Source organism: Thermosyntropha tengcongensis, from assembly GCF_055381335.1.
Genome location: NZ_AP042437.1, coordinates 605,205 through 628,045 on the forward strand (window position 1 = coordinate 605,205; position 22,841 = coordinate 628,045).

The window sequence follows — 22,841 nt, forward strand, 5'->3', positions numbered from 1 at the left end:
TTTAGGTTATAATTTTATTGTGTAATTTTTGTTGTGGCAAACAAACAGGGGAGGAAAAATTTTGCAGAAAACTGGTATGGAGATAACCTTCTGGGGAACGCGGGGTTCCCTGCCGGTGATAAATGGAAAAGTTTTAAGATATGGGGGAAACACTTCCTGTGTCCAGGTACAGGTAGAGGAAACCCTGCTTATATTTGATGCGGGAACGGGAATATACCACCTGGGGCAGCAGCTTTTAAAAAAAGGAGGCAGCATAACCGGCCATATATTTTTATCCCACTACCACTGGGATCATATTAATGGCCTGCCTTTTTTCGCTCCTCTATTTGGAAGTGAAAACACTTTTACCATCTATGGGGAGGCTAAAAGCGGCATTTCGCTGGAAGAAATAATGGCCCGGCAGATGTCTTATCCCTATTTCCCGGTTGCCTGGAAGGATGTAAAGGCATCGGTATTTTTAAAAGAAATACAGAATGGGGAAGTGCTGGAGCTGGAAAAGGGGATAAAGGTTAGGGCTGTTTCCGGCAACCATCCGGATGGCAGCCTTTCCTACCGCATAGATTACAAAGGCGCTTCCTGCTGTTATCTGCTGGATAATGAGCATTATCCGGCATTTTCAAAAGAGCTTAAAGACATGATAAGGAATGCCGATGTTCTGATATATGACGCCGCTTTCACAGATGAGGAATATGAAGGCTTAAAAGATGGAAAACCGAGGAGGGGCTGGGGGCATTCCACCTGGCAGGAAGGAGTGAAACTGGCTCAGGAAGTAAAGGCTGGAATGCTTGTACTGTCCCATCATGCCATAGAGAGGACAGATGAAGAGCTGGATGTTCTGGAGATGAAGCTCAAAGAAGAATTCCCTTTTGCGGTAATTGCGAAAGAAGGGATGGTAGTAAGGCTATGATAAAAGATTATTTCAAGGTTAAAAAAAAGGATATAGAAGAACTTATCAATATAGTAGTAGCGCTTGCTGCGGAAAAAAACGCCAATCATCTGCTGGAATCGATACTTACTTATGCCCGGAGCATAACCGGTGCTGATGCCGGGACCTTATACATAAAGACAGAAGAGGCGCTGGTTTTCAAGATTATGCAAAATGATACCATGGGCATATACCGGGGAGGGAAGGGGGAAGCCATAGATTTGCCTCCAGTTCCGCTTACGCTTGGCAATGTTTCCTCTTATGTCGCTCTCACAGGAGAAATCATAAATATTGCTGATGTTTATGAATGTGAACAGTTTGATTTTTCCGGGCCTAAAAAATATGATGCCCTGACCGGGTACCGCACCTGTTCCATGCTGGTAGTGCCTATGGTTAACCATGAAGATGAGATAATAGGGGTTATGCAGCTTATAAACGCCAAAAACCGGGAAGGGGACATAATCCCTTTTAACCCTTTTTATGAAAAAGTGGTTGCTTCCCTGGCTTCCCTGGCTGCAGTTACCCTGACCAGAATAAGGTTTATAGAAGATATTGAAAACTTGCTGGTATCATTTGTGAGAGTAATGGCTGCCGCTGTTGATGCCCTTACCCCTTATAATGCTACCCAAAGCCGGCGGGTAGCGGAGATGGCAGAAGCTTTTGCCCGCTACCTTAATGAAGTGGAGCTTGAAGGGTATGGGAAAGGGTACTTTGACGATGAAAAGATAAAGCAGCTGGTGATGGCAGCCTGGCTGCATGATATAGGGAAAATAGCGGTTTCCCTGCCTGTTATGAACAAGCCGAGCCGTTTGGGAGAGCATTATGACCTGGTTATGCAGAGGCTTGACTACATAAGGGCTAAAACTGAAGCAGGTTTTTACTTAAGGGAAATTGCGGCTTTGCAGGCGGGTAAAAAAGAAGAGGAGGAAGAACTCAAAAAAGAAAGGGAAGCGAGCATAAATGCTGTTGAAAAAGCGCGGGAGACAATAAGGAAGGCCAACGATCCGGCTACTGTGGTTGATGAGGAGCTGGCAGATGAAATAAGGAAGATAGCGTCCATGACCTATGAAGCTCCTGATGGGAGCATAAAAAACTGGCTTACCGATCTGGAAAAAGAAGAGCTTACCGTACCCAGAGGGACTTTGACTGCTGGAGAAAGGCAAATAATAGAATCCCATGTGGAGATGACCGAAAAGCTTTTAAAGAAAATCCCTTTTCCGCGCAGGCTGGAAAAGATTCCGCATATCGCGGCTACCCACCATGAATGTTTAAACGGAAAAGGCTATCCCAGGGGGCTAAAGGGGGATGAAATCCCCCTGGAAGGAAGGATTCTGGCCCTGCTTGATATATTTGAAGCCCTTACAGCAGAGGACAGGCCGTATAAAAAATCTATGCCTCCTGGCCAGGCGGTAAAAACACTGGGCTTTATGGTGGAAGAGGGCAGGCTGGATGCGGAACTTTACGAACACTTCTGCCGGAGCCGGATATGGGAAAAGCTGTAGGATAAAAAAAGAGCTGTGTCCGCTAAAAGGATACAGCTCTTAAAATTTTTAAGGAAAATTTAGTCTTCAATTGTAAGATACAGGTTGGCTTTTATATTTCCGCTTTCGAAGCAGAAGCTTACTACTGCGCTGCCGTTGTCCAGAGCTGCGAGATAATCCTTTGATATAGTTATGGTTCTGGCTGCTGTATCGACTGTGTAACAGGTGTTGCCGATAGTTCCATTTTCGTTTTCGAGCTGCAGCGGCGCGGTTATGTCTATATCTTCGTGTACGGTTACTGTGATGTCAGCCGGGCTGGATTTGCTGAATGTTGCAGAGTTGGTGCATGTGCTGGTGCTTATAATTGCTTGTTTCTGAGGGTATATATGAATGTAAATTCCTGGATTATTTGTTTGGATAGTGTTTAGGACTTCTGCAGTTAATGGGTCAGCAGTATCGATAAAGTTGTACCATAAATCTAGTGTTTGCAAACCGGTCAATCCGGCCAGGGGAGAGATGTTGCTGATGTTGTTGTTATTTAAGCCTAGCAATTGCAAACCAGTCAACCCAGCCAGGGGAGAGATGTCGCTGATGTTGTTCCAATCTAAATCTAGTGTTTGCAAACTGGTCAATCCGGCCAAGGGAGAGATGTTGCTGATGTTGTTGACACCTAAATATAGTGTTTGCAAACTGGTCAAGCCGGCCAGGGGAGAGATGTCGCTGATGTTGTTGCTATTTAAATCTAGTTTTTGCAAACTGGTCAATCCGGCCAGGGGATAGATGTTGCTGATGTTGTTGACACCTAAATATAGTGTTTGCAAACCGGTCAATCCAGCCAGGGGAGAGATGTCGCTGATGTTGTTTTCCCATAAATCTAGTGTTTGCAAACCGGTCAATCCGGCCAGGGGAGATATGTCGCTGATGTTGTTGGCACTTAAATCTAGTGTTTGCAAACCGGTCAATCCGGCCAGGGGATAGATGTTGCTGATGTTGTTGCAATCTAAATATAGTGTTTGCAAACCGGTCAATCCAGCCAGGGGAGAGATGTCGCTGATGTTGTTATAACCTAAATATAATTCTTGCAGATTAACAGCATATTCAAGCCCCTGCAAGCTTGATATAGAGCACCATGATGCATTAAGGTAAGTCAGATTAAGCATATCCCCTCTGGTTATTATTTCGCCGCTTGGTTTGTGAAGTGCGCTTCTTATTGCAGCTTCCAGGTTAGAGTCAGCAAAATGGACAGGCTCGTTCAGGTTGCTGTTTCCTCCTGTACTGCCGCCGGTGTTGCCGCCAGTATTGCTGCCGCCTGAGCTGCCTCCTGTACTGCCGCTATTGCTGCCACTGCTGCCGCTGGAAGATCCGGAGCTGCCCCCGCTGCTGCCGGAAGATTCGCGGGAAGAAGTTGTGGAAGTATTGCTGGTGCTGCTGGAAGAGCTGCCTGCTGTATTCCTGGTTATATTCTGCACTATCTGGTCTTTCAGGCTGGTGTTTTCCTCAGGCTTGCTGCTGGAGTCCTGGGTTATAGTTTCTGCGCTTCCTTTCGCGATTTCTGCAGGCATGTTCTGTTCCATTGCTCTGGCTGTATTCTGCACCCAGTCAGCGGCTTTTTGCCATTCAGCTTTCATTTCAGCGGTCATAGGAGAAGGAAGCGAAGGTTTGCTGCCAGACGAGGTTATGCTGGCATACTGGCCGCCCGGAATGCTTACAGATATTCCGCCTCCAGTGAGTTCCAGCTCCCCGTCAGCCACGCTGGCGGTATTTGCTTCTTCGGTTACTTCGTTGGACCAGAAGGTGCCGCGAACTGCTGCTACCCCCCAGGGCATATCCACTTTTACCCGGGTTTTCTTGCTGGAAGCCTGTTTCCACCAGGGTGTTTCAGTTTGCATGTTCTGGGCCAGGGGAGTCATGCCTTTTGACTGGCTTTTTTCTTCTTTATGGAAAAGGTAAGAAGTAGCCAGGGCTCCCAATATTTTACCGCGGCTGAGTTTTAGTTCAAGATTGTCGACAGTTTGTCCCGGGCTGCCGTCTTTTTTAATGTAAACCTGTCCCCTGGCTTTTGTAACTGCCAGTTCCGTATCCGGTTTTACCAGGATGCTTGAACCATCGGGAAACTGGATTTCTGCCTCACTGCCGGAAGGGGTTTTTATAGTGGTTCCGGGCATTATAACGGAAGGGGCTGAAATGTTTTTAGCCTGGTTCTGGCTGTTTATGAGGATTATTTCCCCTTTGACCGGTTTTATGGTTCCCAGAAGGTCAGTTTTGCTGTACTGGGGAGATATGGTCAAGGATACAGCTATACTTTGGGCTGCCTGGGCACGGCTGGCAGGCTTATCAGGCAAAAGGCTATCGGTATCTGAAATGTCAAGAAGCCCTGCTTCCAGGGCAAAGGCCAGCTTTTTGTAAGCCCAGTGGCGGGAAGGCACATCCTTTATATTGTCAGGCATGTCTATGGCAGGCACAGGATGGGCACAGAGCCTCAAAGCCAGCACAACAGTTTCTGCCCGGGTGATTCTGGAATCAGGGCGCAAGGTGCCGTCCGGATAGCCGGCGATAAGCCCGGCCTTGACACAGCTTCCCACGGCCTGGTAGGCCCAGTGGCCAGGTTTTATATCCCGGAAAGTGTTCTGCTTCGGCATATAAGGTGGGAGATTGGCTGCTTTATAGAGTATGGCCGCCATTTCTGCCCTGGTTATTGAGTTTTGGGGATGAAAAGAACCATCAGGATAACCTTTTATTATCCCCCGGCTGTTCAGGAATTTTACATAAGGATAGCAGGCTGATTTTTCATTAAGGTCGGTGGTAAAGCTGGCCAGAGCAGGCTTGGCTGTGGCCAAAGAAAAAGGAAAATTAACATCATTGCCATGCTTAAAAGGATTTTTCTTTTTACTTTCTCTATTACCCCCCAAGATAATATGATGAAACTGTTTTTTGGCTATTTTTAAAGCCCGGGTCGCTGGCAGGGATGAATGATATATCCAGATTTTTTACTGAGTAGCAGGCAACAGGCTTGCTGAACCCTTTTACTTTTTCTTCTCCCAGATAGTAAAGTTTTTCTTTGAGGCTTTCATCTTTAACCAGGTTGTAAGAGCGTTCGGAGATTACGATAAGGGTTTTAAAAAGCTTGCTTAATGCTTCCATGCGGGATGCCAGGTTGACATCTTCCCCTATGACTGTATAGTCCATACGCTCTTTGCTTCCCACATTGCCTACTACAACCTGGCCGCTGTTTATGCCGATAGCGATAAGAAGCGGTTCACCTCCTTTTTTTGCCCATTTTTCATTAAGCTCAGCTATTTTTTCTTCTATTTCAATAGCTGTTTTTACAGCCTCTCCTGCATGGTCAGGCATGGGAACCGGGGCGCCGAAGAAAGCCATAAGGCCGTCGCCCAGGTATTTGTCAAGGGTTCCTCCATGAGCCAATATGGAACGGGTCATGACTGTCAGGTATTCATTCAGCCGGGAGATAACCTCTTCTGGATCCCGGTTTTCGCTGTAAGCCGTAAAGCCCCTGATGTCAGCAAACATGATGGTGACTTCCCGTTTTTCCCCTCCCAGTTTCAGGTCATCCATTTTGAGTATTTCTTTAACCAGGGCAGGTGAAACATAACGGCTGAACATGGCAACAGTTTTTTGCCTTTCTATTTCCGACATAATAAATCCCTGTACTGTAATGCCCAGATAGGAGGCTGCTGCCATGGCAGCCGGGGATGCTGAGTAAATCCAGTAATGCATGTGCTCCCACAATAAGTAGGAAGCAGAAAATATCGCCGCGATTATGAGCACTGTGCTTAAAAGCCCCAGCCATGGCGGACGGCGGTAGGTTAACCAGAAAGTTAACAAACCGGCCAAAAGGATTATGGCCAGGTTGACTCCAAAGCTGGCCGGGGTGAAGCAGGAATGGTCAAGATAGGTCTTTATTGCTGAGGCATGGATTTCTACGCCAGGTACCGGCAGTTTGCCTGCCAGTACCAGGTTGCCTTCCGTAAAAGGGTTTTCATAGTAGTCTTCTTTTACTGTCGGGGTATAAAGGCCGATGAGTACGATTTTATCCTTGAATTTTTCCGGGCTTATTTTCCCCTTGAGAACGTCGACATAGCTGTAAGTGGGAAAGGTGCGGGAAGGCCCGTAAAAGTCTATCCACATCTGGTTGGCGGAATTTATGGGAAAACTTACATTGCCAAGCCTGACATTATTTCCTTCTATTTCTAATTGATCCATGCCGATATTTTCAGCCAGCATGGTTACTGCCAGGCTGAAGGAGGGAATAGGCTTTTCAGGGCCGAAAGTGTTGGTGTCGACCAGGGTGGTTTTTCGCACTATGTTGCCCTTGTCAGCCGGAAGGTTGACAAAGCCAGTACCTCTGGCATTTTTAATCATCTGTTCGCAGGGTATGCAGAGCTGCTGCAGCCATTCTCCATTTTCCCTCTGTTCAAAGCGGAACATGGAAGCAAGAATTACTCTGCCGTGTCGCTTTATGGCATGGGCTAGAGCATTATCATCTTCCAGCCGGGATGGGGTATCAAAGAGCAGGTCAAAACCGACAGCTTTGGCCTGGCCTAGATAGTCCAAAAGATTTGCATGGTATTTTCGCGGCCAGGGAAGTGCGCCTAATTCGCCGATAGATTTTTCATCCATGGCTATTATGACTACATCTTCTCCGGGAGATTTTATTCCCCGCAGCTTGAAGTAGTTGTCATACATATTGAGCTCCACTCCCTGCCACAGGCCGAAGAGAGCGGAAATAAACACGGATAATCCCAGCATAAAAGGTAAAAGTATGCTTTTAAAAGATTGAATTTTCATTCTTTTTTGCTCCTTTTTGATAAAAAGTGAAAAATTATCCAATCCCCTTTTTCGATTATGCTGTATAAATTCCTTTAGAAATGATTGCCATATATAAAAATTTTTATTTTTATAATTTTTTGAAAAAACATCTATCCCTGTTACAATGTTTTGCTTGCTAAATGGCAGATGAACTATTATTCTAGAGAATGTGTCGATTTTGCCGATAACAAAAAGGAGCAGGGATTTAAGATGACAGAGGCATTAAGGAGAGGCTTTAATAGCGGCATTGCCATGACTTACAGGCTGGCGAAAGTAGTGGTGCCGGTATATTTTATAATAACTTTTATAAAACATACCCCGTTTTTAAAGCTTATTTCAGACTTTATGGCTCCCTTCATGAAGCTGGTAGGGCTGCCAGGCGAAGCTTCTTTGCCTGTAGTTCTGGGTTTTTTTATCAACATATATGCAGCAATCGGGGCTATGCTTCCCCTTAATATGAATGTAAAGGAGATAACGGTTATAGCTGCTATTTTGCTTATGGCGCACAGTTTGCCGCTGGAAACGGCTATTTCCAGAATGACAGGGATTAAGACGTCTTTTTTGGTTTTGACCCGTATAATACTGGCGTTTATGCTGGGGGCATTTTTTAATCTGGTAATATAAGGGAGGAAAGGAACTTGGAAGCCTTAAATATAGCAGGGGAGGCTCTGGCTGGGAGCCTTAAGAGTGTGGGGCAGATTGCCCTTATCGTCATTCCGCTCATGGTGTTTATTGAGCTTTTTAAGGAGTTTAAGCTTCTGGACAAGGTTACTTTTATTGCCTATCCGGTAACCAGGATTATCGGACTTCCCCGGGAAGCCAGCCTGCCGATTATGGCCGGACTTATTTTTGGCATAAGCTATGGGGGAGGGCTTATCATAAACAGCGCCCAGGAAGGAAAGCTTACTTACCGTGAAATATATATTATCAATCTGTTTCTTGTCATATGCCATTCTGTTTTTGAGGATACCCTGCTTTTTGCTGCCGTCGGTGCCAGGTGGATACCGATTCTTCTGGCCCGTATAGTGCTGGCAGTGATAATATGTTACCTGACGGCAAAGTTTGTCCTTATAGAAAAATAATTATGTTATTATAGAATAGAAAAATATATGCTGACTAAAAATGGCAAAGGTGGTTAAAGCAGATGCTTGATATAATAAAAAACCTGAATGAACAGCAGAAAAAGGCGGTAATGCACAGGGAAGGGCCCTGTATGGTGCTGGCAGGGGCAGGCAGCGGAAAAACCCGGGTGCTTACCTGCCGGGTAGCCAATCTGATCAATGAAGGAGCCCATCCCAACTCTATTCTGGCTATAACTTTTACCAATAAGGCTGCGCAGGAGATGAGAAGCCGCATTGCCGGGATGATACCTGATTACAGCGGGCAGTGGATTCAGACTTTTCATGCCGCCTGCTACAAGATACTGAAAATGGATATAGAAGCTTTGGGCTATGACCGGAATTTTTCCATCATGGATGAAGGAGAGGCCAAGTCCCTTTTAAAAGAGCTTTTAAAAGGGGAAAGGGATTATGAAACCAAGGTGGAGGCTGTCCTCTATCATTTTAAGCAGATAAAGAATAAGCTTGTCTCTCCTGAAGAATATTTCAGGAATCTGGCTTTGCCAGAAAGTGAAAAAGAAAAATATTACCGGCTTTACCGCATGTATAATGCGCGCTTGAAAGAGCTTAATGCCCTGGATTTTGATGACCTTATCCTTTTATGTATAAGGCTTTTCCGGGAAAAACCGGAGATTCTGGAAAAATACCAGAACTGGTTCCGCTATATAATGATAGATGAATACCAGGATACCAATTATTCGCAGTATGTATGGGCTAATCTTTTGGCCTCTTCCCACCGCAACATATTTGTGGTGGGGGATCCTGACCAGTCTATATACAGCTGGCGGGGGGCTGAGCCTTATAATATAAAGAGATTTTTGAAGGATTATCCGGAAGCGGTGATGATAAAGCTGGAGCAGAATTACCGTTCCACCAGCTATATACTGGAAGCTGCCAATGCGGTAATAAGGAATAACCGGGAGCGGGAAGAGAAAAACCTCTATACGACCAGAAAGGAAGGGGAAAAGATAATCCACTTCTGTGCCCGGGACAGCTACCAGGAAGCACGTTTTGTGGCAGATACTATTGCCGAGCTTGTAGCCAGGGAAAACAGAAGCTACCGTGATTTTGCGGTGCTTTACCGCACCCATGCCCAGTCAAGGCTTCTGGAAGAAGCTTTGCTGGCCAGGGGTATACCTTATCATATCATAGGCGCCTATAAGTTTTACCAGCGCAAGGAGATAAAAGACATCATAGCTTATCTTAAACTGGCCTGCAATCCCAGTGATATTATAAGTTTTCGCCGGGTGATCAATGCCCCCCGCCGGGGAATCGGGGAAAAAACGCTGGAAAAAATAGAAGCTTGCGCGGCAGAAAATAGCCTGCCGATACTGGATGTTCTGGCTGATCCTTATGCCATACCGGGCATGGGCAAAAAAATGGCCGGGGTTTTGGAAGAGTTTTTCGGCATGGTCAGGTTTTTCGCTGATCTTAACCTTTCCGGGGCTTCTCTGGTAGAGATAATTGATAATGTGTTTGCCATGACTGGATATATAGAAGAGCTGGAAAAAAGCGATCCCAAAGAGGCGGAAGCCAGGATTGAAAACCTGCGCGAGTTAAGGTCCCTGGCGGTTGAGTTTGAGCGGGAAGAAGGCGGAAGGCTGGAAGATTTCCTGGCCAGGGTGGCTCTGGTGCAGGATGCGGATGAGATGGACCATAAGGATACAGTTTTCCTTATGACTTTCCATGGAGCCAAGGGTTTGGAGTTCCCGGTGGTTTTCATGACCGGGATGGAAGAAGGGGTGTTTCCTTCCTACCGCAGCGAGAGCCCGGAAGAGATTGAAGAAGAGAGAAGAATCTGCTATGTGGGAATAACCAGGGCTATGGAAAGGCTTTATCTTACCAATGCCATAAGCCGGCTGCTTTACGGCTATGAACGGAATAACCCGCCTTCCCGTTTCTTGAAGGAAATCCCGCCAGAGCTTATGTGTACACCGGAAGAGAGGAGGGCCTTTATGAATTCCCGGCTGAAAGAAGGGGATAAGGTCCGTCATGCCAAGTTTGGAACGGGAATTGTAACTGGATTTATGGAGGAAGGGCAGATAGGGGTTATAGAGTTTGAATGGGCGGGCACCAAAATGCTTCGTTTAGATATTGCGCCTCTGGAGAAAATAGGGTAAGGAAAACAGAGGGAGGCAGATAAGGTGGATGTAAAAGAATATATCGAAAAACTGCGGGAAGAAATCCGCAAACATGACTACCATTATTATGTGCTTGATGACCCTCTTATTAGTGATGCTGAATATGACCGGCTGATGCAGGAATTGAAGGAACTGGAAGAAAAATACCCTGAACTGGTAACCCCGGATTCCCCTACCCAGCGGGTGGGTGGGGAAGTTCTGGACAAGTTTGGCACCTATCAGCATCGCATTCCCCTTTTGAGTCTGGATAATGCCTTTTCCATGGAGGATTTAAGGGAGTTTGACCGCCGGGTAAGGAAAGTGGAAGATAATCCTTCCTATATGGCGGAACTCAAGATTGACGGTGTGTCAATTGCCCTGGTTTATAAAGAAGGGCTGCTGACAGCGGCTGCCACCCGGGGGGATGGCTTTACCGGCGAAGAAGTTACGGCCAATGTGCGTACGATAAAGGCGGTTCCCCTTAAACTCAAGGATAAGCTGAACCTGGAAGTGCGCGGGGAAATATATATGCCCAAAGAAGCTTTCGCGAGGCTTAACCAGGAAAAAGAAGAAAAAGGGGAAAAGATTTTTGCCAACCCCCGCAATGCGGCAGCAGGTTCCTTGCGCCAGCTTGATCCCAGAATTACGGAAAAGAGAAATTTATCTGTTTTTGTTTATGACATCCTTTATATCGAAGGAAAAGAGATAAAATCTCAGGATGAAGCCCTGGCTTTTCTCAAAGAACAGGGGTTTCCGGTCAATCCTTGCTGCCGTCTGTGCAGGGATATAGATGAGGTATATGAATATTGCCTTGCTTATCAGGAAAAAAGGCATGAACTGCCTTATGAGATAGACGGGGTGGTGATAAAGCTTAATCCCTTCCCGCCCCGGGAAGTTTTGGGTTTTACGGCCAAAAGCCCCCGCTGGGCAGTAGCTTTTAAGTTTCCTCCCGAACAGAAGGAAACAGTGGTAAAAGATGTGGAGATAAATGTGGGGAGAACCGGGATTATTGCCCCAACAGCCATTTTGGAGCCGGTCAGCCTGGCGGGAACGGTGGTAAGCCGGGCCAGCCTCCACAACTTCGACCTGGTCAGGGAAAAGGATATCCGCATTGGGGATACGGTGATTGTCCACAAGGCAGGGGATATAATTCCGGAAATCATCGCTCCGGTCAAGGAAAAGAGAACCGGCAGGGAAAAGGAAATAGAAATTCCGGAATACTGCCCGGTGTGTGGAAGCAAAGCAGTGAAAAGAGATGAAGAAGTGGCTGTGCGCTGTGAAAATATAAACTGTCCGGCGCGTTTGAAGGAAAGCCTTATCTTTTTTGCTTCCCGGGATGCCATGGATATAGAAGGAATGGGGCCGGCAGTAGTTGAACAGCTGGTAGACAGGGGATTGGTAAAGAGCATAGATGATATATACCGCCTGAAGGCTGAAGATATAGCCGCTTTGGAAAGAATGGGCAAAAAATCGGCGTCCAACCTGATAGCAGCCATTGAGGAGAGCAAAAAAAGGCCTCTGCACCGTTTGATAACTGCTCTGGGTATAAGACATATAGGGGCCAGGACGGCCAAAACCTTGACCGGTTATATAAGGGATATTGAAGGGTTTACGGCGGTTACGAAAGAAGAGCTGCTCAAGATTCCTGAGGTAGGGGAGAAGATGGCGGAAAGCATAATCCATTTTTTCAGCCAGCCCCAAAATATTGCCATGATTGATAGTCTGAAAGAACTGGGGGTAAATACCAGGGAAGAGGAAGAAAGAAGTACGGGCGGCGTTTTACAGGGAAAAACGGTGGTTATAACCGGTACTTTGAGCAGGTTTAGCCGCAAGGAAGCCGAGGAGCTGGTGGAAAGAGCAGGCGGCAAAGCTGCCGGGAGTGTAAGCCGCAAAACCGATATGGTGGTGGTAGGGGAAAATCCGGGCAGCAAATATCAAAAGGCACTGGAACTGGGGGTTCCGGTAGTAAATGAAGAAGAGTTTTTGAGGATTTTGGGGATGGAGTAATTAATTGAAAGCAGGTGCTGGTGTTGACAGGGACTTTTATTAATGCGGGAGCAATTATTGCTGCAGGATTTGCAGGATTGCTGCTGAAAAGAGGCATACCGGACAATATGAGAGACAGCATGCAGGATGCCCTGGGGATACTGGTGATTCTTATCGGCATCCAGTGTGCCCTGAAAGGAGAAGATTATGCGCTGATTGGGGTAAGCCTGGCTTCAGGTGCTGTAATTGGTGAATGGCGCAGGTGGGAAGAAAAATTGGAAGGCCTGGGAAAAAAGCTGGAAAAAAGGTTCAGCAAAGAAGAGGAAAGCGGGTTTGTAAAAGGCTTTGTATCAGCTACCCTTTTGTTTTGTGTGGGGGCTATGGCTATTATAGGGGCTCTGGAAGACGGGCTTACCGGCAATTATCAGATATTGCTTGTAAAATCCATGCTGGATGGCATATTTTCTCTCCTTTTTGCTGCCAGTATGGGGATAGGGGTTTTGTTCTCCGCTATTCCGGTATTTTTGTATCAGGGAAGCATAAGCCTGGCAGCTGGCCTATTAAAACCTTTGCTTACTGACCCTATGATAAATAATATTACGGCTACTGGCGGGGTGCTTATCATGGGGCTGGGAATAAATCTGGTAGGGCTGAAAAGGATTAAGGTGGCCAATATGCTTCCAGCTGTCTTCCTGGTGCCTGTATTTATGTTAATATTATAAAAGTTTTTGTGTTTGTGAAACGCGGGGACGGTTCTCTGTTTCATTTTGAAACAGAGAACCGTCCCCGCGTTTCACGCGTTTCATTTTTTATAGGCGGGAAAGAATAATAGCCTTTGTTAGTGTCCATAATATTCAGGTAAGGAGGATGGATAGATTATGGATGGGCAGAATCAGAAGCTGAAAAAGATAGAGGAACAGGAATATGAGGATTTGGTTAACAGAATAAAGCCAAAACCTCCGGTTTTGAAAAACTGCATCTGGGCTTTTGTGGTGGGAGGGCTTATATGTACGCTGGGACAGCTCATCCAGAATTATTTTATGGGCATCGGCATGAGCCGTCAGGATGCATCAAGCTTTACATCGATAGTCATGATTTTTCTGGCTGCTCTGGCTACGGGGATTGGGGTGTATGATGAACTGGGAAAAAGGGCAGGAGCTGGTTCTATAGTCCCGATTACCGGCTTTGCCAATGCAATAGTAGCTTCAGCCATGGAATTTAAGAGGGAAGGTTATATCTTTGGGGTAGGAGCCAGGATTTTCAGTGTAGCAGGGCCTACTCTGGTTTTTGGTTTTGCAGTGGCTCTTTTTATAGGGCTGCTCAAGGTTTTTATGAACAGCTGATGAAAAAGGGGTAAAGTTTATGCAGAGCAAAAAAAGAGGCAAGCAGACGGTAGTCTTCGGAAATCCGCCGGTTATTGCGTCATTTGCCAGCATAGTAGGGCCTGATGAGGGAAAAGGCCCTTTTGCCAGCTATTTTGACCAGGTGCTTCCTGACTATATGTTTGGGGAAAAGACCTGGGAAAAAGCGGAGAGCAAGATGCTCAAGGAAGCTGTTAAAATGGCAGTAAACAAGGCCAATTTGAGGGAAGATGACATAGAAGTTATACTGGCTGGGGATTTGTTAAACCAAACTATTTCCGCCAATTATGCAGCCCGTGATTTGAACCTGCCTTTACTGGGCCTTTATGGAGCCTGTTCGACTATGGCAGAATCGCTGCTTTTGGGAGCTATGCTGATTGACGGCGGGTTTTTTAATAAGGTAGTTGCTGCTACTTCCAGCCATCATCATACAGCGGAAAGGCAGTTCCGCTTCCCTACCGAGCAGGGGGTTCAGCCTACGGTTACTTCGCAGTGGACAGCTACAGCAGCGGGAGCTGTAGTTTTAAAGGCTGATGGGACAGGACCCCGTGTAACAGCAGCTACAGTAGGCAGGGTTGTTGATATGGGGCAGAAGGATATGACGAATATGGGGAGCGCGATGGCACCTGCTGCTGTAGATACGATTAAGGCACATTTTGATGACCTGCAAAGGAGTCCTGATTATTATGACCTTGTGGTTACCGGGGATTTGGGGAAGATAGGGAAAGCTATTGCGGAAGAGCTTTTTGTGGCAAAAGGGATAACCCCTAAACCTTCTTACAGCGACTGCGGGGTGCTGCTCTATGATGAAAAGCAGGATGTCAATGCAGGGGGAAGCGGATGCGGATGTGCTGCCTGTATGCTCTGCGGGCCTTTCTTAAGAAAGATGCAGGAAGGAAGTATAAAAAAACTGCTTTTGGTGGCGACAGGCGCTTTAATGAGCCCCACATCCATGTTTCAGGGGGAAAGTATTCCCTGTGTGGCTCATGCGGTAGCTATTGAGATGAATTAGGAGGAGGTAATTATAGAATGGTACCCTGGTATATGGCTTTTATAGTGGGCGGAATTTTATGTGTCATTGGCCAGCTTATTATGGATTTGACCAAAGCGCAGATTACGCCGGGACATATTTTAGTAGGCTACATAACTTCAGGAGCTATTTTGAGCGGTTTAGGCCTTTACCAGCCCCTGGTAGAAATGGGGGGCGCCGGGGCAACTATACCTCTTTCCGGTTTTGGACATCTTTTAACCCAGGGGACTTTAAAAGCTGTAGAACAAAAGGGGCTTTTGGGGGCTTTCAGCGGGGGGATAGAAGCGGCAGCTGCCGGTATAACAGCAGCAGTTATTTTTGGCTATATTGCTGCGGTTATATTTAATCCTAAAGGATAAAAGGGGAAGAAAGGAAGTTAGAAGAGTGTTTAAGAGAGAACAACACCTTTATATAGACAAAAATCTGGATAAAAACCTGGAATTTTTCAAAAAAGAGCTGGGAGCGGAAGAAAGTTTTGATGTAATTGTCCGCCTTTTTAAAATAGCTGACCGCCGGGGAGCCTTTATCGCAATTGACGGGTTTGTCAAAGATGATATTTTGACTGAGATAATGCAGAGCCTGTCTATTCTGGAATACGAAGAAGAAATGTGGCAGGATGACTTTTTAAGTAAGCTGGAAACCTATATTCCGTATATCGAAATGAATAAGGAGAATAAGGTCGATAATCTCCTTTTGATGCTCCTCTCCGGAACGATTATCCTTCTCATTGATGGGCTTGCAGAAGCCCTGGTTATAGATGCCAGAACCTATCCGGCAAGGAGTCCGGAAGAGCCGGATATTGAAAGGGTAGTGCGCGGCTCCCGTGATGGTTTTACGGAAACGATTGTTTTTAATACGGCCCTTATAAGAAGACGGGTAAGGGATCCCAAGCTTAGAAACCGGCTGGTAAATGTGGGACGCAGGTCGAAGACGGATATATGCATATCCTATCTGGAGGATGTGGCTAATCCCGAACTGGTGGCAGAAGTTATAAAAAGAATCGAAGAGATTGAAATAGACGCCATCCCTATGGCTGAAAAATCACTGGAAGAGCTTATTGTCCCGGGAAGTGTATGGAATCCGTTCCCCCGGGTAAGATATACAGAAAGACCGGATGTGGCAGCGGCCCACCTTTTTGAAGGGCATATCCTGGTGCTGGTAGATACTTCACCCAGTGTCATGATTTTACCGGCTACTTTTTTCCACCATATACAGCATGTGGAGGAATACCGGCAGAATCCGGCGATAGGCGTTTATGTGAGGCTGGTAAGGTTTCTGGCTATTATTGCCTCAGTTGTTGTTACTCCTTTATGGCTTCTTTTTGCGCTTTCCCCTGAACTTTTGCCTGAGGCGCTTGATTTCATAGGGCCCAAGAAGGTGGGGGAGGTGCCTATTTTTATACAATTTCTTATTGGGGAAGTAGCTCTGGATCTCATGCGTATGGCAGCTATCCATACCCCTTCCCCTCTGGCGACTGCTCTGGGTGTAATAGCGGCTCTGCTTATAGGTGATATTGCGGTACAGATTGGGCTTCTGGTGCCGGAAGTGATTATATATACCGCTATTGTAGCTGTCGGCACCTTTTCCACTCCCAGCTACGAACTGGCGCAGGCCAATCGCCTGGCTCGCTTGTTTATGCTGCTGGGGGTAGGGTTTTTAAAACTGCCAGGACTTTTAGTCACAGCGGGATTGGTGTTTTTGCTTCTGGTTTTGACCAAATCTTTTAATGTTCCGTATTTATGGCCTTTAATTCCTTTTAATTACCGGGCATTAAAGAGCATATTGATACGTTCCCCTATTTCGGTGCAGGATATAAGGCCGGAGGCTTTGAAAACCAGGGATATAAGAAGGCAGCCTGAAGTGGCTTTTAAGAGGAGGAAGTAGATTATGAAAAAAGTAGGTATTCCACAGGGGCTGTTTTACTACTATTATTATCCTCTCTGGAAGGCTTTTTTCAGCTTTTTGGGATTTACAGTGATAAGTTCATCTCCCACCAGCAAAAAGACAGTAGATAAGGGGGTTACTCTGGCCGTCGATGAAGCCTGTTTTCCCATTAAGGTTTATTACGGGCATGTGAATGAGCTTAAGGATAAAGGGGTAGATTATATATTTTTGCCCCGTCTGGTGAGTATAGAGCCCAGGAGCTACATATGCCCAAAATTTATGGGCATTCCTGACATGATAAGGGCAGGTATAAAGGATTTGCCGCCGATTATTGACATAACAATTGATTTAAGCCGCAATGACAAAAGCTTTAAGTCAGAACTTTCCAGATGGGGCAAGATTTTAAATATTAACGGAAAATCTATCAGGCAGGCCTATGATTATGCCCTTGGAGAATATTACTCATACCGTATTTTGCTTAGGCAAGGCTATACCCGTGCTGAAGCCATAAAGGTGTGGGAGGGACAGGATGTTTCTCTGCCTTCGCATGATAGCCTTAATGTAGGGGTTTTGGGACATGGCTACTCTTTGTATGATGATTTTATAAGTATGGCGGTTGTAAAAAAGTTGAGGGACATGGGGGTAAAAGTTTGGCTGTCTGAACATATAAAAACGGAAGAGATAGAAAAAGAGGCCGCCAGCCTCCCTAAACGGGTTTTCTGGACTCTGGGGCGTAAAATGGTGGGCAGTGCTCTACATATGGACAAATCCCCGGATATTGACGGGATTATATATGTAGCGTGTTTTGGATGCGGTCCGGATTCGCTTGTTGGGGAAATTATTGAACGCCGGGTAAGGAAGCCTTTTATGCTGCTTACCGTTGATGAACATACCGGAGAAGGCGGAGTAGTTACGCGTTTGGAAGCATTTTGCGATATGCTGGCAAGGAGGAAGAAATGGGATGAAGGTAACCTACCCTGCTATGGGTAATACAGGTATTGCCATAAAAGCGCTTTTAAAAGGGCTTAAGCTGGAGGTGGTGCCGCCTCCTCCAATTACCAAAAATACTATTGAGCTGGGGGTTAAGTATTCACCAGAGTTTGCCTGTATGCCGCTTAAAATAAATGTGGGCAATTTTCTGGAAGCTATGGCCAGGGGGGCAGATACTATTGTGATGGCAGGGGGATGGGGACCCTGCCGTTTTGGTTATTATGCTCAGGTGGAAAGGGAGATATTGAGGGATTTGGGTTATGATTTCAGGATGGTCATCCTGGAAGCTCCCGATTTCAAGTTATCAGAGCTTTTTTCCCAGCTCAGGTCTCTGGCGGAAAATGTCTCTTTTATGGAAGCAATCCGGGCTATAAAGTTTGCCTGGCATAAATTGAGAGCGGTAGAGGTTATGGAAAGAAAGATGGAATATTTTTTGCCCCGGACCAGAGAAAAAGACCGGGCAGAAATAATTTACGAAAACTGTTTGGAAGCTATAGACAGGGCAGATAGCAGGGAAGAAGTTGATGAGGCTTTAAAAGAGCATGTCGAAGAACTGGAAAGATGTGAGATGCACGGCGAAGAAATATTGAGGGTTGGGCTTTTGGGGGAAATATATACAGTTCTGGAGCCGGCTTCTAATTATAATATTATAAATCATCTGGGAAGGCTGAATGTTGAAGTTACCCGCAATATATATGCAAGCAGCTGGGTTAATGACCATCTTTTGGGAGGTATCCTTTTAAAATCTGATCATAAACATATTGTTGAATGTGCCCATCCTTACCTTAAATACTGGGTAGGAGGACATGGCCTGGAATCAGTAGGTTCAGCTGTGGATTTTGCCCGCCGGGGCTATGATGGGGTGATTCAGATAGGCCCTCTTACCTGTATGCCGGAAATTGTAGCCCAGTCGATTTTAGGTGAGGTGAAAGACAGGGAGAATATTCCATGTATGACTTTGTATTTTGATGAACACGCGGCTACCGCTGGCATCGCTACCAGACTGGAAGCTTTTGTTGATATGCTGAAAAGGCGCAAGAAAATAGGTGAAAGAAGAGCGGCGTTAAGCAGGTAGTTTAAAAATAACGGTAAAGGAGTGCGGTATTTTGCTCTGCTATTTAGGTGTCGATATAGGTTCAGTGAGCAGCAATTTTGTCCTGATAGACCAGAACGGCAAGGTTAGGAAAAAAGTTTATCTTCGTACGCAGGGGAATCCAGTCAGAGCAGTAAGGGAAGGGTATTTAAAAGTGAAGGAAGGGCTGGATGCCAGAATCGATATAAGGGGAGTAGGGACTACTGGCAGCGGCAGGTATTTGGCCAGTATACTGCTGGGGGCAGATGTAGTAAAAAATGAGATTACAGCTCATGCAGTAGCTTCTTCTTATCTTTACCCTGATGTGAGGACGATAATAGAAATCGGAGGGCAGGATTCCAAGATAATTATACTGGAAAATGGTATTGTTGTTGATTTTGCCATGAATACGGTATGTGCAGCCGGGACTGGCTCTTTTCTTGACCAGCAGGCAGCCAGGCTCAATATACCTATAGAAGAATTTGGAATGAAGGCGATTGCTTCTACCCAGCCGGTGCGGATAGCTGGACGGTGTGGAGTATTTGCCGAATCAGACATGATTCACAAACAGCAGATGGGATATCCGGTAGAAGATATTTTGATGGGCCTGTGTGAAGCCCTGGTCAGAAACTACATGAACAATGTAGCCAAAGGGAAAAAGATAGCAGAGCCTGTCGTTTTTCAGGGAGGGGTTGCTGCCAATATAGGCTTAAGGAAAGCTTTTGAGAAATTTTTGGGATGCCGGGTAATGGTGCCTGAACATTATAATGTCATGGGGGCCATAGGGGCAGCTATACTGGCCAGGGAATATATAGAAGGCTATGGGGTGAAAACTCTTTTTAAGGGCGATGATTTTATCTTGAGCGGAGATTTTATTTCTAAAAGTTTTGAATGCAGCGGGTGCCCCAATCTTTGTGAAGTGGTATGCATAAAAAGGGATGATATCCCTCTGGCTTACTGGGGGGACCGCTGCCGAAAATGGGAAAATTCGCTTAACAAGCGGTACCGGGAAAACCTGAAAGTTGTGTAGAAGCGGGGAAATCCCCCGCTTTTTACATGCCAAGGATGTTTAGTATCACTTTTCTGAATTTATTTTTTTCTTCATCAGATCGGTTTTTTGTCACAAACTCCCCGACTACCCTGGCGGGCAGGGGAGAAAATACATAGATGCGGTCAGCCAGGAGCAAGGCTTCTTCGATGTCGTGGGTTATGAAAAGGATGCTGGGCCTATACTGGCTTCGCAAATCTAAAAGCCACTTTTGCATTTTGTGCCTGGTTATGGCATCCAGGGCGGCAAAAGGCTCATCCAGAAGCAGTATATCACTGGCAAAAAGATAAGTTCTGAGCAGGGCAGCCCTCTGCTTCATACCGCCGGAAAGCTGGCGCGGGTAGTAGTTTTCAAATTCCTTGAGCCCAAACTGGGATAGATAAGGTTTTGCCTGCGTTCTGGCTTCTTTCCAGCTTGCTCCTTTTAACACCAGAGGGATGGCAATATTGTCAAGAACAGTGCGGAAAGGGAGCAGAAGGTCTTTCTGCTGCATGTAGCCTACCCGCCCGGTTTTGCCGGTAAAGTCACATCCGTCAATAATTATTTTGCCTTTATCCGGACTTATGAGCCCGGATATGATGTGAAAAAGGGTGCTTTTGCCGCATCCGCTGGGGCCTAAAATAACTGCCAGTTCCTGTTCTTCAAGGTGTATTGATATATTATCCAGAGTATAAAGCCCATCCAGGGTTTTGCAGATGTTCACAGCTTCCAGTTTGGCCATGTTAAAAACTCCTCTTTTATGGCAAAAATTCATTGGTGAAAGCTTCAGATGGCTTGATGTTTTTCTTTATAAGTTTATTTTGATACATAAAATCGGCATATTTTTTCCATACCTCCAGTTTCATTTCTCCCCAGCGGGGAGCATCAGCCTGGTATTCGCGGGCAAGATACTGCTGGCTTTTCTTTACCAGCTCGGGATTAAGTTCGGGAGCTGCTTTAAGAAGTATGTCAGCTGCTTCCTGTGGATTTTCTATGGCAAATTTATAACCGCGGGAAGTTGCCCGCATAAACTTTTTTACCAGTTCCGGGTGGTTTTTAATTTTATCCTCACTGGTTATAATGACCGGAGTATAGAAATCAAGCGCTTCATGTTCATCGCGCAGTTTTATGAAATTAAGAGGGATATTCTTTAGCTCGGCTTCTATTCCTGTCCATCCGTAGTATATCCAGGCAAAATCAATGTCTTTTTCTATGCTGGTAAAAAAGTCGGCTGAGCCTATATTTATCATGTTAACTTTGCTGAAATCTGCCCCATATTTATCCATCAGGGCTTTTATCATGGCACTTTCCATGGGAGAGCCCCAGCCCCCATAAGTTTTGTTTTCAAAGTCTCTGGGGGTTTTGATGTTTCTGTCTGCTGGCGACGCAAAGCCGGAAGTATTATGCTGTATAACAGCTGCCAGCGCTACTACCGGGATATTTTGGGAACGGGCATAGGTTACTTCTTCCTGATAGCTTATGCCGAAATCCCCCTTATTTGCGGCTATAAGCTGGGCAGTCCCTCCTTCGCCCGGATTTACTATTTTTACATCTAGTCCTTCCTCTGCATAAAATCCTTTTTCTTTGGCTACATAAAGGCCGGTATGATTGGTGTTGGGAAACCAGTCCAGTATGACGGTAACCTGGGTAAGGTCATTTTCTTCTGCTTTTTTTCCGCAGCCGGGCAGCAGACTGACTATCAGAAGAAAAATTAAAAACATTGCGGTTTTGGAGCGCATTTTATCCCTCCTCTAGATCTAGAATATTTCTTCTATCTGAGTCCAGGGGAGCAGTATATATTCCATAAAGTCGATTATTTTTACCAGGAGAAAGCTTAAAAAGCAGATAATAACTACAGCAGCCAGCACTTCATCGATAGCAAAGCTTTTCTGCTTCAAGGTCATAAAATACCCTAATCCTTTCTGGGCTCCCAGCCATTCCCCGATTACGGCTGCCATTACGCTGTAAGTAGCGGCGATTCGCAAGCCGGAAAAGAAAGCGGGAAGGGCTGAAGGGAACTTTACCATGCGGAAAATGGCGAAATCGCTTGCCCCCATGGAGCGGAAAAGGTTTATCTGATCCGGGTCTACCGAGCTTATGCCTTCCATGAAATTGATGGTGATAGGGAAAAAGCATACCAGCACTACTATTATTATTTTGGGCGTTATTCCCCAGCCAAACCATATGGTAAAAAGGACTGCCAGGACTATAAGAGGGATAGTCTGGGATATGATAAGCAGGGGATATACGGCACGGTTTAAAAATTTACTGTGATTGAGTATGATGCCTATCACTAATGCCAGCAGTATGGAGATTAAAAAACCGCTCAAGGCTTCTCCCAGCGTGGCTGCCGTATGCATGAGGAGAAGTTCCTTTTCTTTTGCGAGTGCATTTATGACAGCCAGCGGTCCAGGAAGGATCCAGGGTTTAATATCGCATAATCTTACGGCTGTTTCCCAGAAAAAAAGCAGCAGGGCAATAGTTATCAATGGAGCCAGCCTATGGGCGGTATTTGCTGATTTTTTCATCAATAGTCACTCCGTCTGGCTTATAGTCGATAGTTATTACTGATACTACCCGGGGAACCCCGTTTTCTATACATACCTGGTTGGCTTTTTTGACCAGTTCCAGCAGGGTGTCGAGATCCCCTTCCACAGTAGTCTCGGAAGGGCCGACTACATAATTTAAACCTGAGTTTATTATGAGCTGTATTACCTTGTCTACCATTTCATATATGCGGCTTTCTTCGACTACCGGCAGAATTTTAAGGCTTAAATGGGCTTCTGCCATTTTAGACAACCTCCTTTTGAAAATAAGTAAGCTGCTTATACCAGCTAAAAAGGGTAATAAGCAGCCTGTATAGCCATTTTCCCTACGCTGGCATTACCCAGATCAGGTTCCAGGGTCAGGGCTCCATTTCACCCACTCTCAGCCGGAAAGGTCCAGCTCCCCTTATTATTAAGTTTGGGGATAATTGTATCTCTTATTAAAAATAAAGTCAATAAAAATTTGCGCGGTAT

The 22,841-nt window shown here is 45.8% G+C and carries 20 protein-coding genes and 1 riboswitch; of the genes, 14 read left to right on the forward strand and 6 right to left on the reverse strand.

Annotated features, from left to right (window positions below; genetic code table 11):
* The first annotated feature begins 61 nt into the window (after positions 1–61).
* Positions 62–907, forward strand: a complete 846-nt coding sequence (locus tag ACZ42E_RS02945) for an MBL fold metallo-hydrolase (RefSeq protein ID WP_464892966.1) — start codon at positions 62–64, stop codon at positions 905–907.
* A complete protein-coding gene (locus tag ACZ42E_RS02950; protein ID WP_464892967.1) occupies positions 904–2,427 on the forward strand; it encodes a GAF and HD-GYP domain-containing protein in 1,524 nt (507 codons plus the stop codon). Before ACZ42E_RS02945 ends, ACZ42E_RS02950 begins: the two co-directional genes overlap by 4 nt.
* Before the next feature lie 59 nt (positions 2,428–2,486).
* Here the strand turns inward: ACZ42E_RS02950 and ACZ42E_RS02955 are convergent, their stop codons facing one another.
* Entirely contained in the window at positions 2,487–5,243 is a 2,757-nt protein-coding gene (locus ACZ42E_RS02955) for a leucine-rich repeat domain-containing protein (protein ID WP_464892968.1), read from the reverse strand.
* A gap of 61 nt (positions 5,244–5,304) precedes the next feature.
* Positions 5,305–7,212: a CHASE2 domain-containing protein gene (locus ACZ42E_RS02960; protein ID WP_464892969.1), complete on the reverse strand. Its 1,908-nt coding sequence runs from the start codon at positions 7,210–7,212 to the stop codon at positions 5,305–5,307.
* A gap of 168 nt (positions 7,213–7,380) precedes the next feature.
* Here ACZ42E_RS02960 and ACZ42E_RS02965 point away from each other — a divergent pair, with 168 nt between their 5' ends.
* The 12 genes from ACZ42E_RS02965 (at position 7,381) to ACZ42E_RS03020 (ending at position 19,824) form a co-directional block, all read left to right on the forward strand.
* Entirely contained in the window at positions 7,381–7,857 is a 477-nt protein-coding gene (locus ACZ42E_RS02965) for a nucleoside recognition domain-containing protein (protein WP_464892970.1), read from the forward strand.
* 14 nt (positions 7,858–7,871) lie between these two features.
* Complete coding sequence (locus ACZ42E_RS02970) at positions 7,872–8,315, forward strand: nucleoside recognition domain-containing protein (RefSeq protein ID WP_464892971.1); 444 nt, start codon at positions 7,872–7,874, stop codon at positions 8,313–8,315.
* Positions 8,316–8,377: 62 nt separating this feature from the next.
* A complete protein-coding gene (locus ACZ42E_RS02975; RefSeq protein WP_464892972.1) occupies positions 8,378–10,471 on the forward strand; it encodes an ATP-dependent helicase in 2,094 nt (697 codons plus the stop codon).
* A gap of 24 nt (positions 10,472–10,495) precedes the next feature.
* Positions 10,496–12,478, forward strand: coding sequence for an NAD-dependent DNA ligase LigA (ligA, locus tag ACZ42E_RS02980; protein WP_464892973.1), 1,983 nt, complete (start codon positions 10,496–10,498; stop codon positions 12,476–12,478).
* A 14-nt stretch (positions 12,479–12,492) separates the two neighbouring features.
* On the forward strand, positions 12,493–13,179 hold the full coding sequence (locus ACZ42E_RS02985) for a DUF554 domain-containing protein (protein WP_464892974.1): 687 nt from the start codon (positions 12,493–12,495) through the stop codon (positions 13,177–13,179).
* Between the two features lie 156 nt (positions 13,180–13,335).
* Positions 13,336–13,800, forward strand: a complete 465-nt coding sequence (spoVAC, locus tag ACZ42E_RS02990; RefSeq protein WP_464892975.1) for a stage V sporulation protein AC — start codon at positions 13,336–13,338, stop codon at positions 13,798–13,800.
* Between the two features lie 19 nt (positions 13,801–13,819).
* Positions 13,820–14,830 (forward strand): stage V sporulation protein AD, encoded by a 1,011-nt coding sequence (spoVAD, locus tag ACZ42E_RS02995; RefSeq protein ID WP_464892976.1) that lies wholly within the window; start codon positions 13,820–13,822, stop codon positions 14,828–14,830.
* A 17-nt stretch (positions 14,831–14,847) separates the two neighbouring features.
* Positions 14,848–15,207 carry a stage V sporulation protein AE gene (gene spoVAE / locus ACZ42E_RS03000; RefSeq protein ID WP_464892977.1) on the forward strand — a complete coding sequence of 120 codons (360 nt, stop codon included), beginning with the start codon at positions 14,848–14,850 and terminating at the stop codon, positions 15,205–15,207.
* A 25-nt stretch (positions 15,208–15,232) separates the two neighbouring features.
* A complete protein-coding gene (locus ACZ42E_RS03005; protein WP_464892978.1) occupies positions 15,233–16,732 on the forward strand; it encodes a spore germination protein in 1,500 nt (499 codons plus the stop codon).
* Positions 16,733–16,735: 3 nt separating this feature from the next.
* Positions 16,736–17,722, forward strand: coding sequence for an acyl-CoA dehydratase activase-related protein (locus tag ACZ42E_RS03010; protein ID WP_464892979.1), 987 nt, complete (start codon positions 16,736–16,738; stop codon positions 17,720–17,722).
* Complete coding sequence (locus ACZ42E_RS03015; protein WP_464892980.1) at positions 17,694–18,797, forward strand: 2-hydroxyacyl-CoA dehydratase; 1,104 nt, start codon at positions 17,694–17,696, stop codon at positions 18,795–18,797. The genes ACZ42E_RS03010 and ACZ42E_RS03015 overlap by 29 nt, the downstream gene beginning before the upstream one ends.
* 31 nt (positions 18,798–18,828) lie before the next feature.
* Positions 18,829–19,824, forward strand: a complete 996-nt coding sequence (locus ACZ42E_RS03020; protein ID WP_464892981.1) for an acyl-CoA dehydratase activase — start codon at positions 18,829–18,831, stop codon at positions 19,822–19,824.
* Positions 19,825–19,846: 22 nt separating this feature from the next.
* On the opposite strand, the gene ACZ42E_RS03025 is transcribed toward ACZ42E_RS03020, so the two are convergent.
* The 4 genes from ACZ42E_RS03025 to ACZ42E_RS03040 are packed head-to-tail and all read right to left on the reverse strand — an operon-like array spanning position 19,847 to position 22,611.
* Positions 19,847–20,563 (reverse strand): ABC transporter ATP-binding protein, encoded by a 717-nt coding sequence (locus ACZ42E_RS03025; protein WP_464892982.1) that lies wholly within the window; start codon positions 20,561–20,563, stop codon positions 19,847–19,849.
* Between the two features lie 16 nt (positions 20,564–20,579).
* Positions 20,580–21,542, reverse strand: coding sequence for an ABC transporter substrate-binding protein (locus ACZ42E_RS03030; RefSeq protein WP_464892983.1), 963 nt, complete (start codon positions 21,540–21,542; stop codon positions 20,580–20,582).
* 36 nt (positions 21,543–21,578) lie between these two features.
* On the reverse strand, positions 21,579–22,349 hold the full coding sequence (locus tag ACZ42E_RS03035) for an ABC transporter permease (RefSeq protein WP_464892984.1): 771 nt from the start codon (positions 22,347–22,349) through the stop codon (positions 21,579–21,581).
* Positions 22,321–22,611 carry a thiamine-binding protein gene (locus ACZ42E_RS03040; protein WP_464892985.1) on the reverse strand — a complete coding sequence of 97 codons (291 nt, stop codon included), beginning with the start codon at positions 22,609–22,611 and terminating at the stop codon, positions 22,321–22,323. Before ACZ42E_RS03040 ends, ACZ42E_RS03035 begins: the two co-directional genes overlap by 29 nt.
* A gap of 62 nt (positions 22,612–22,673) precedes the next feature.
* A riboswitch (TPP riboswitch) is annotated at positions 22,674–22,784 on the reverse strand.
* Positions 22,785–22,841 lie beyond the last annotated feature (57 nt).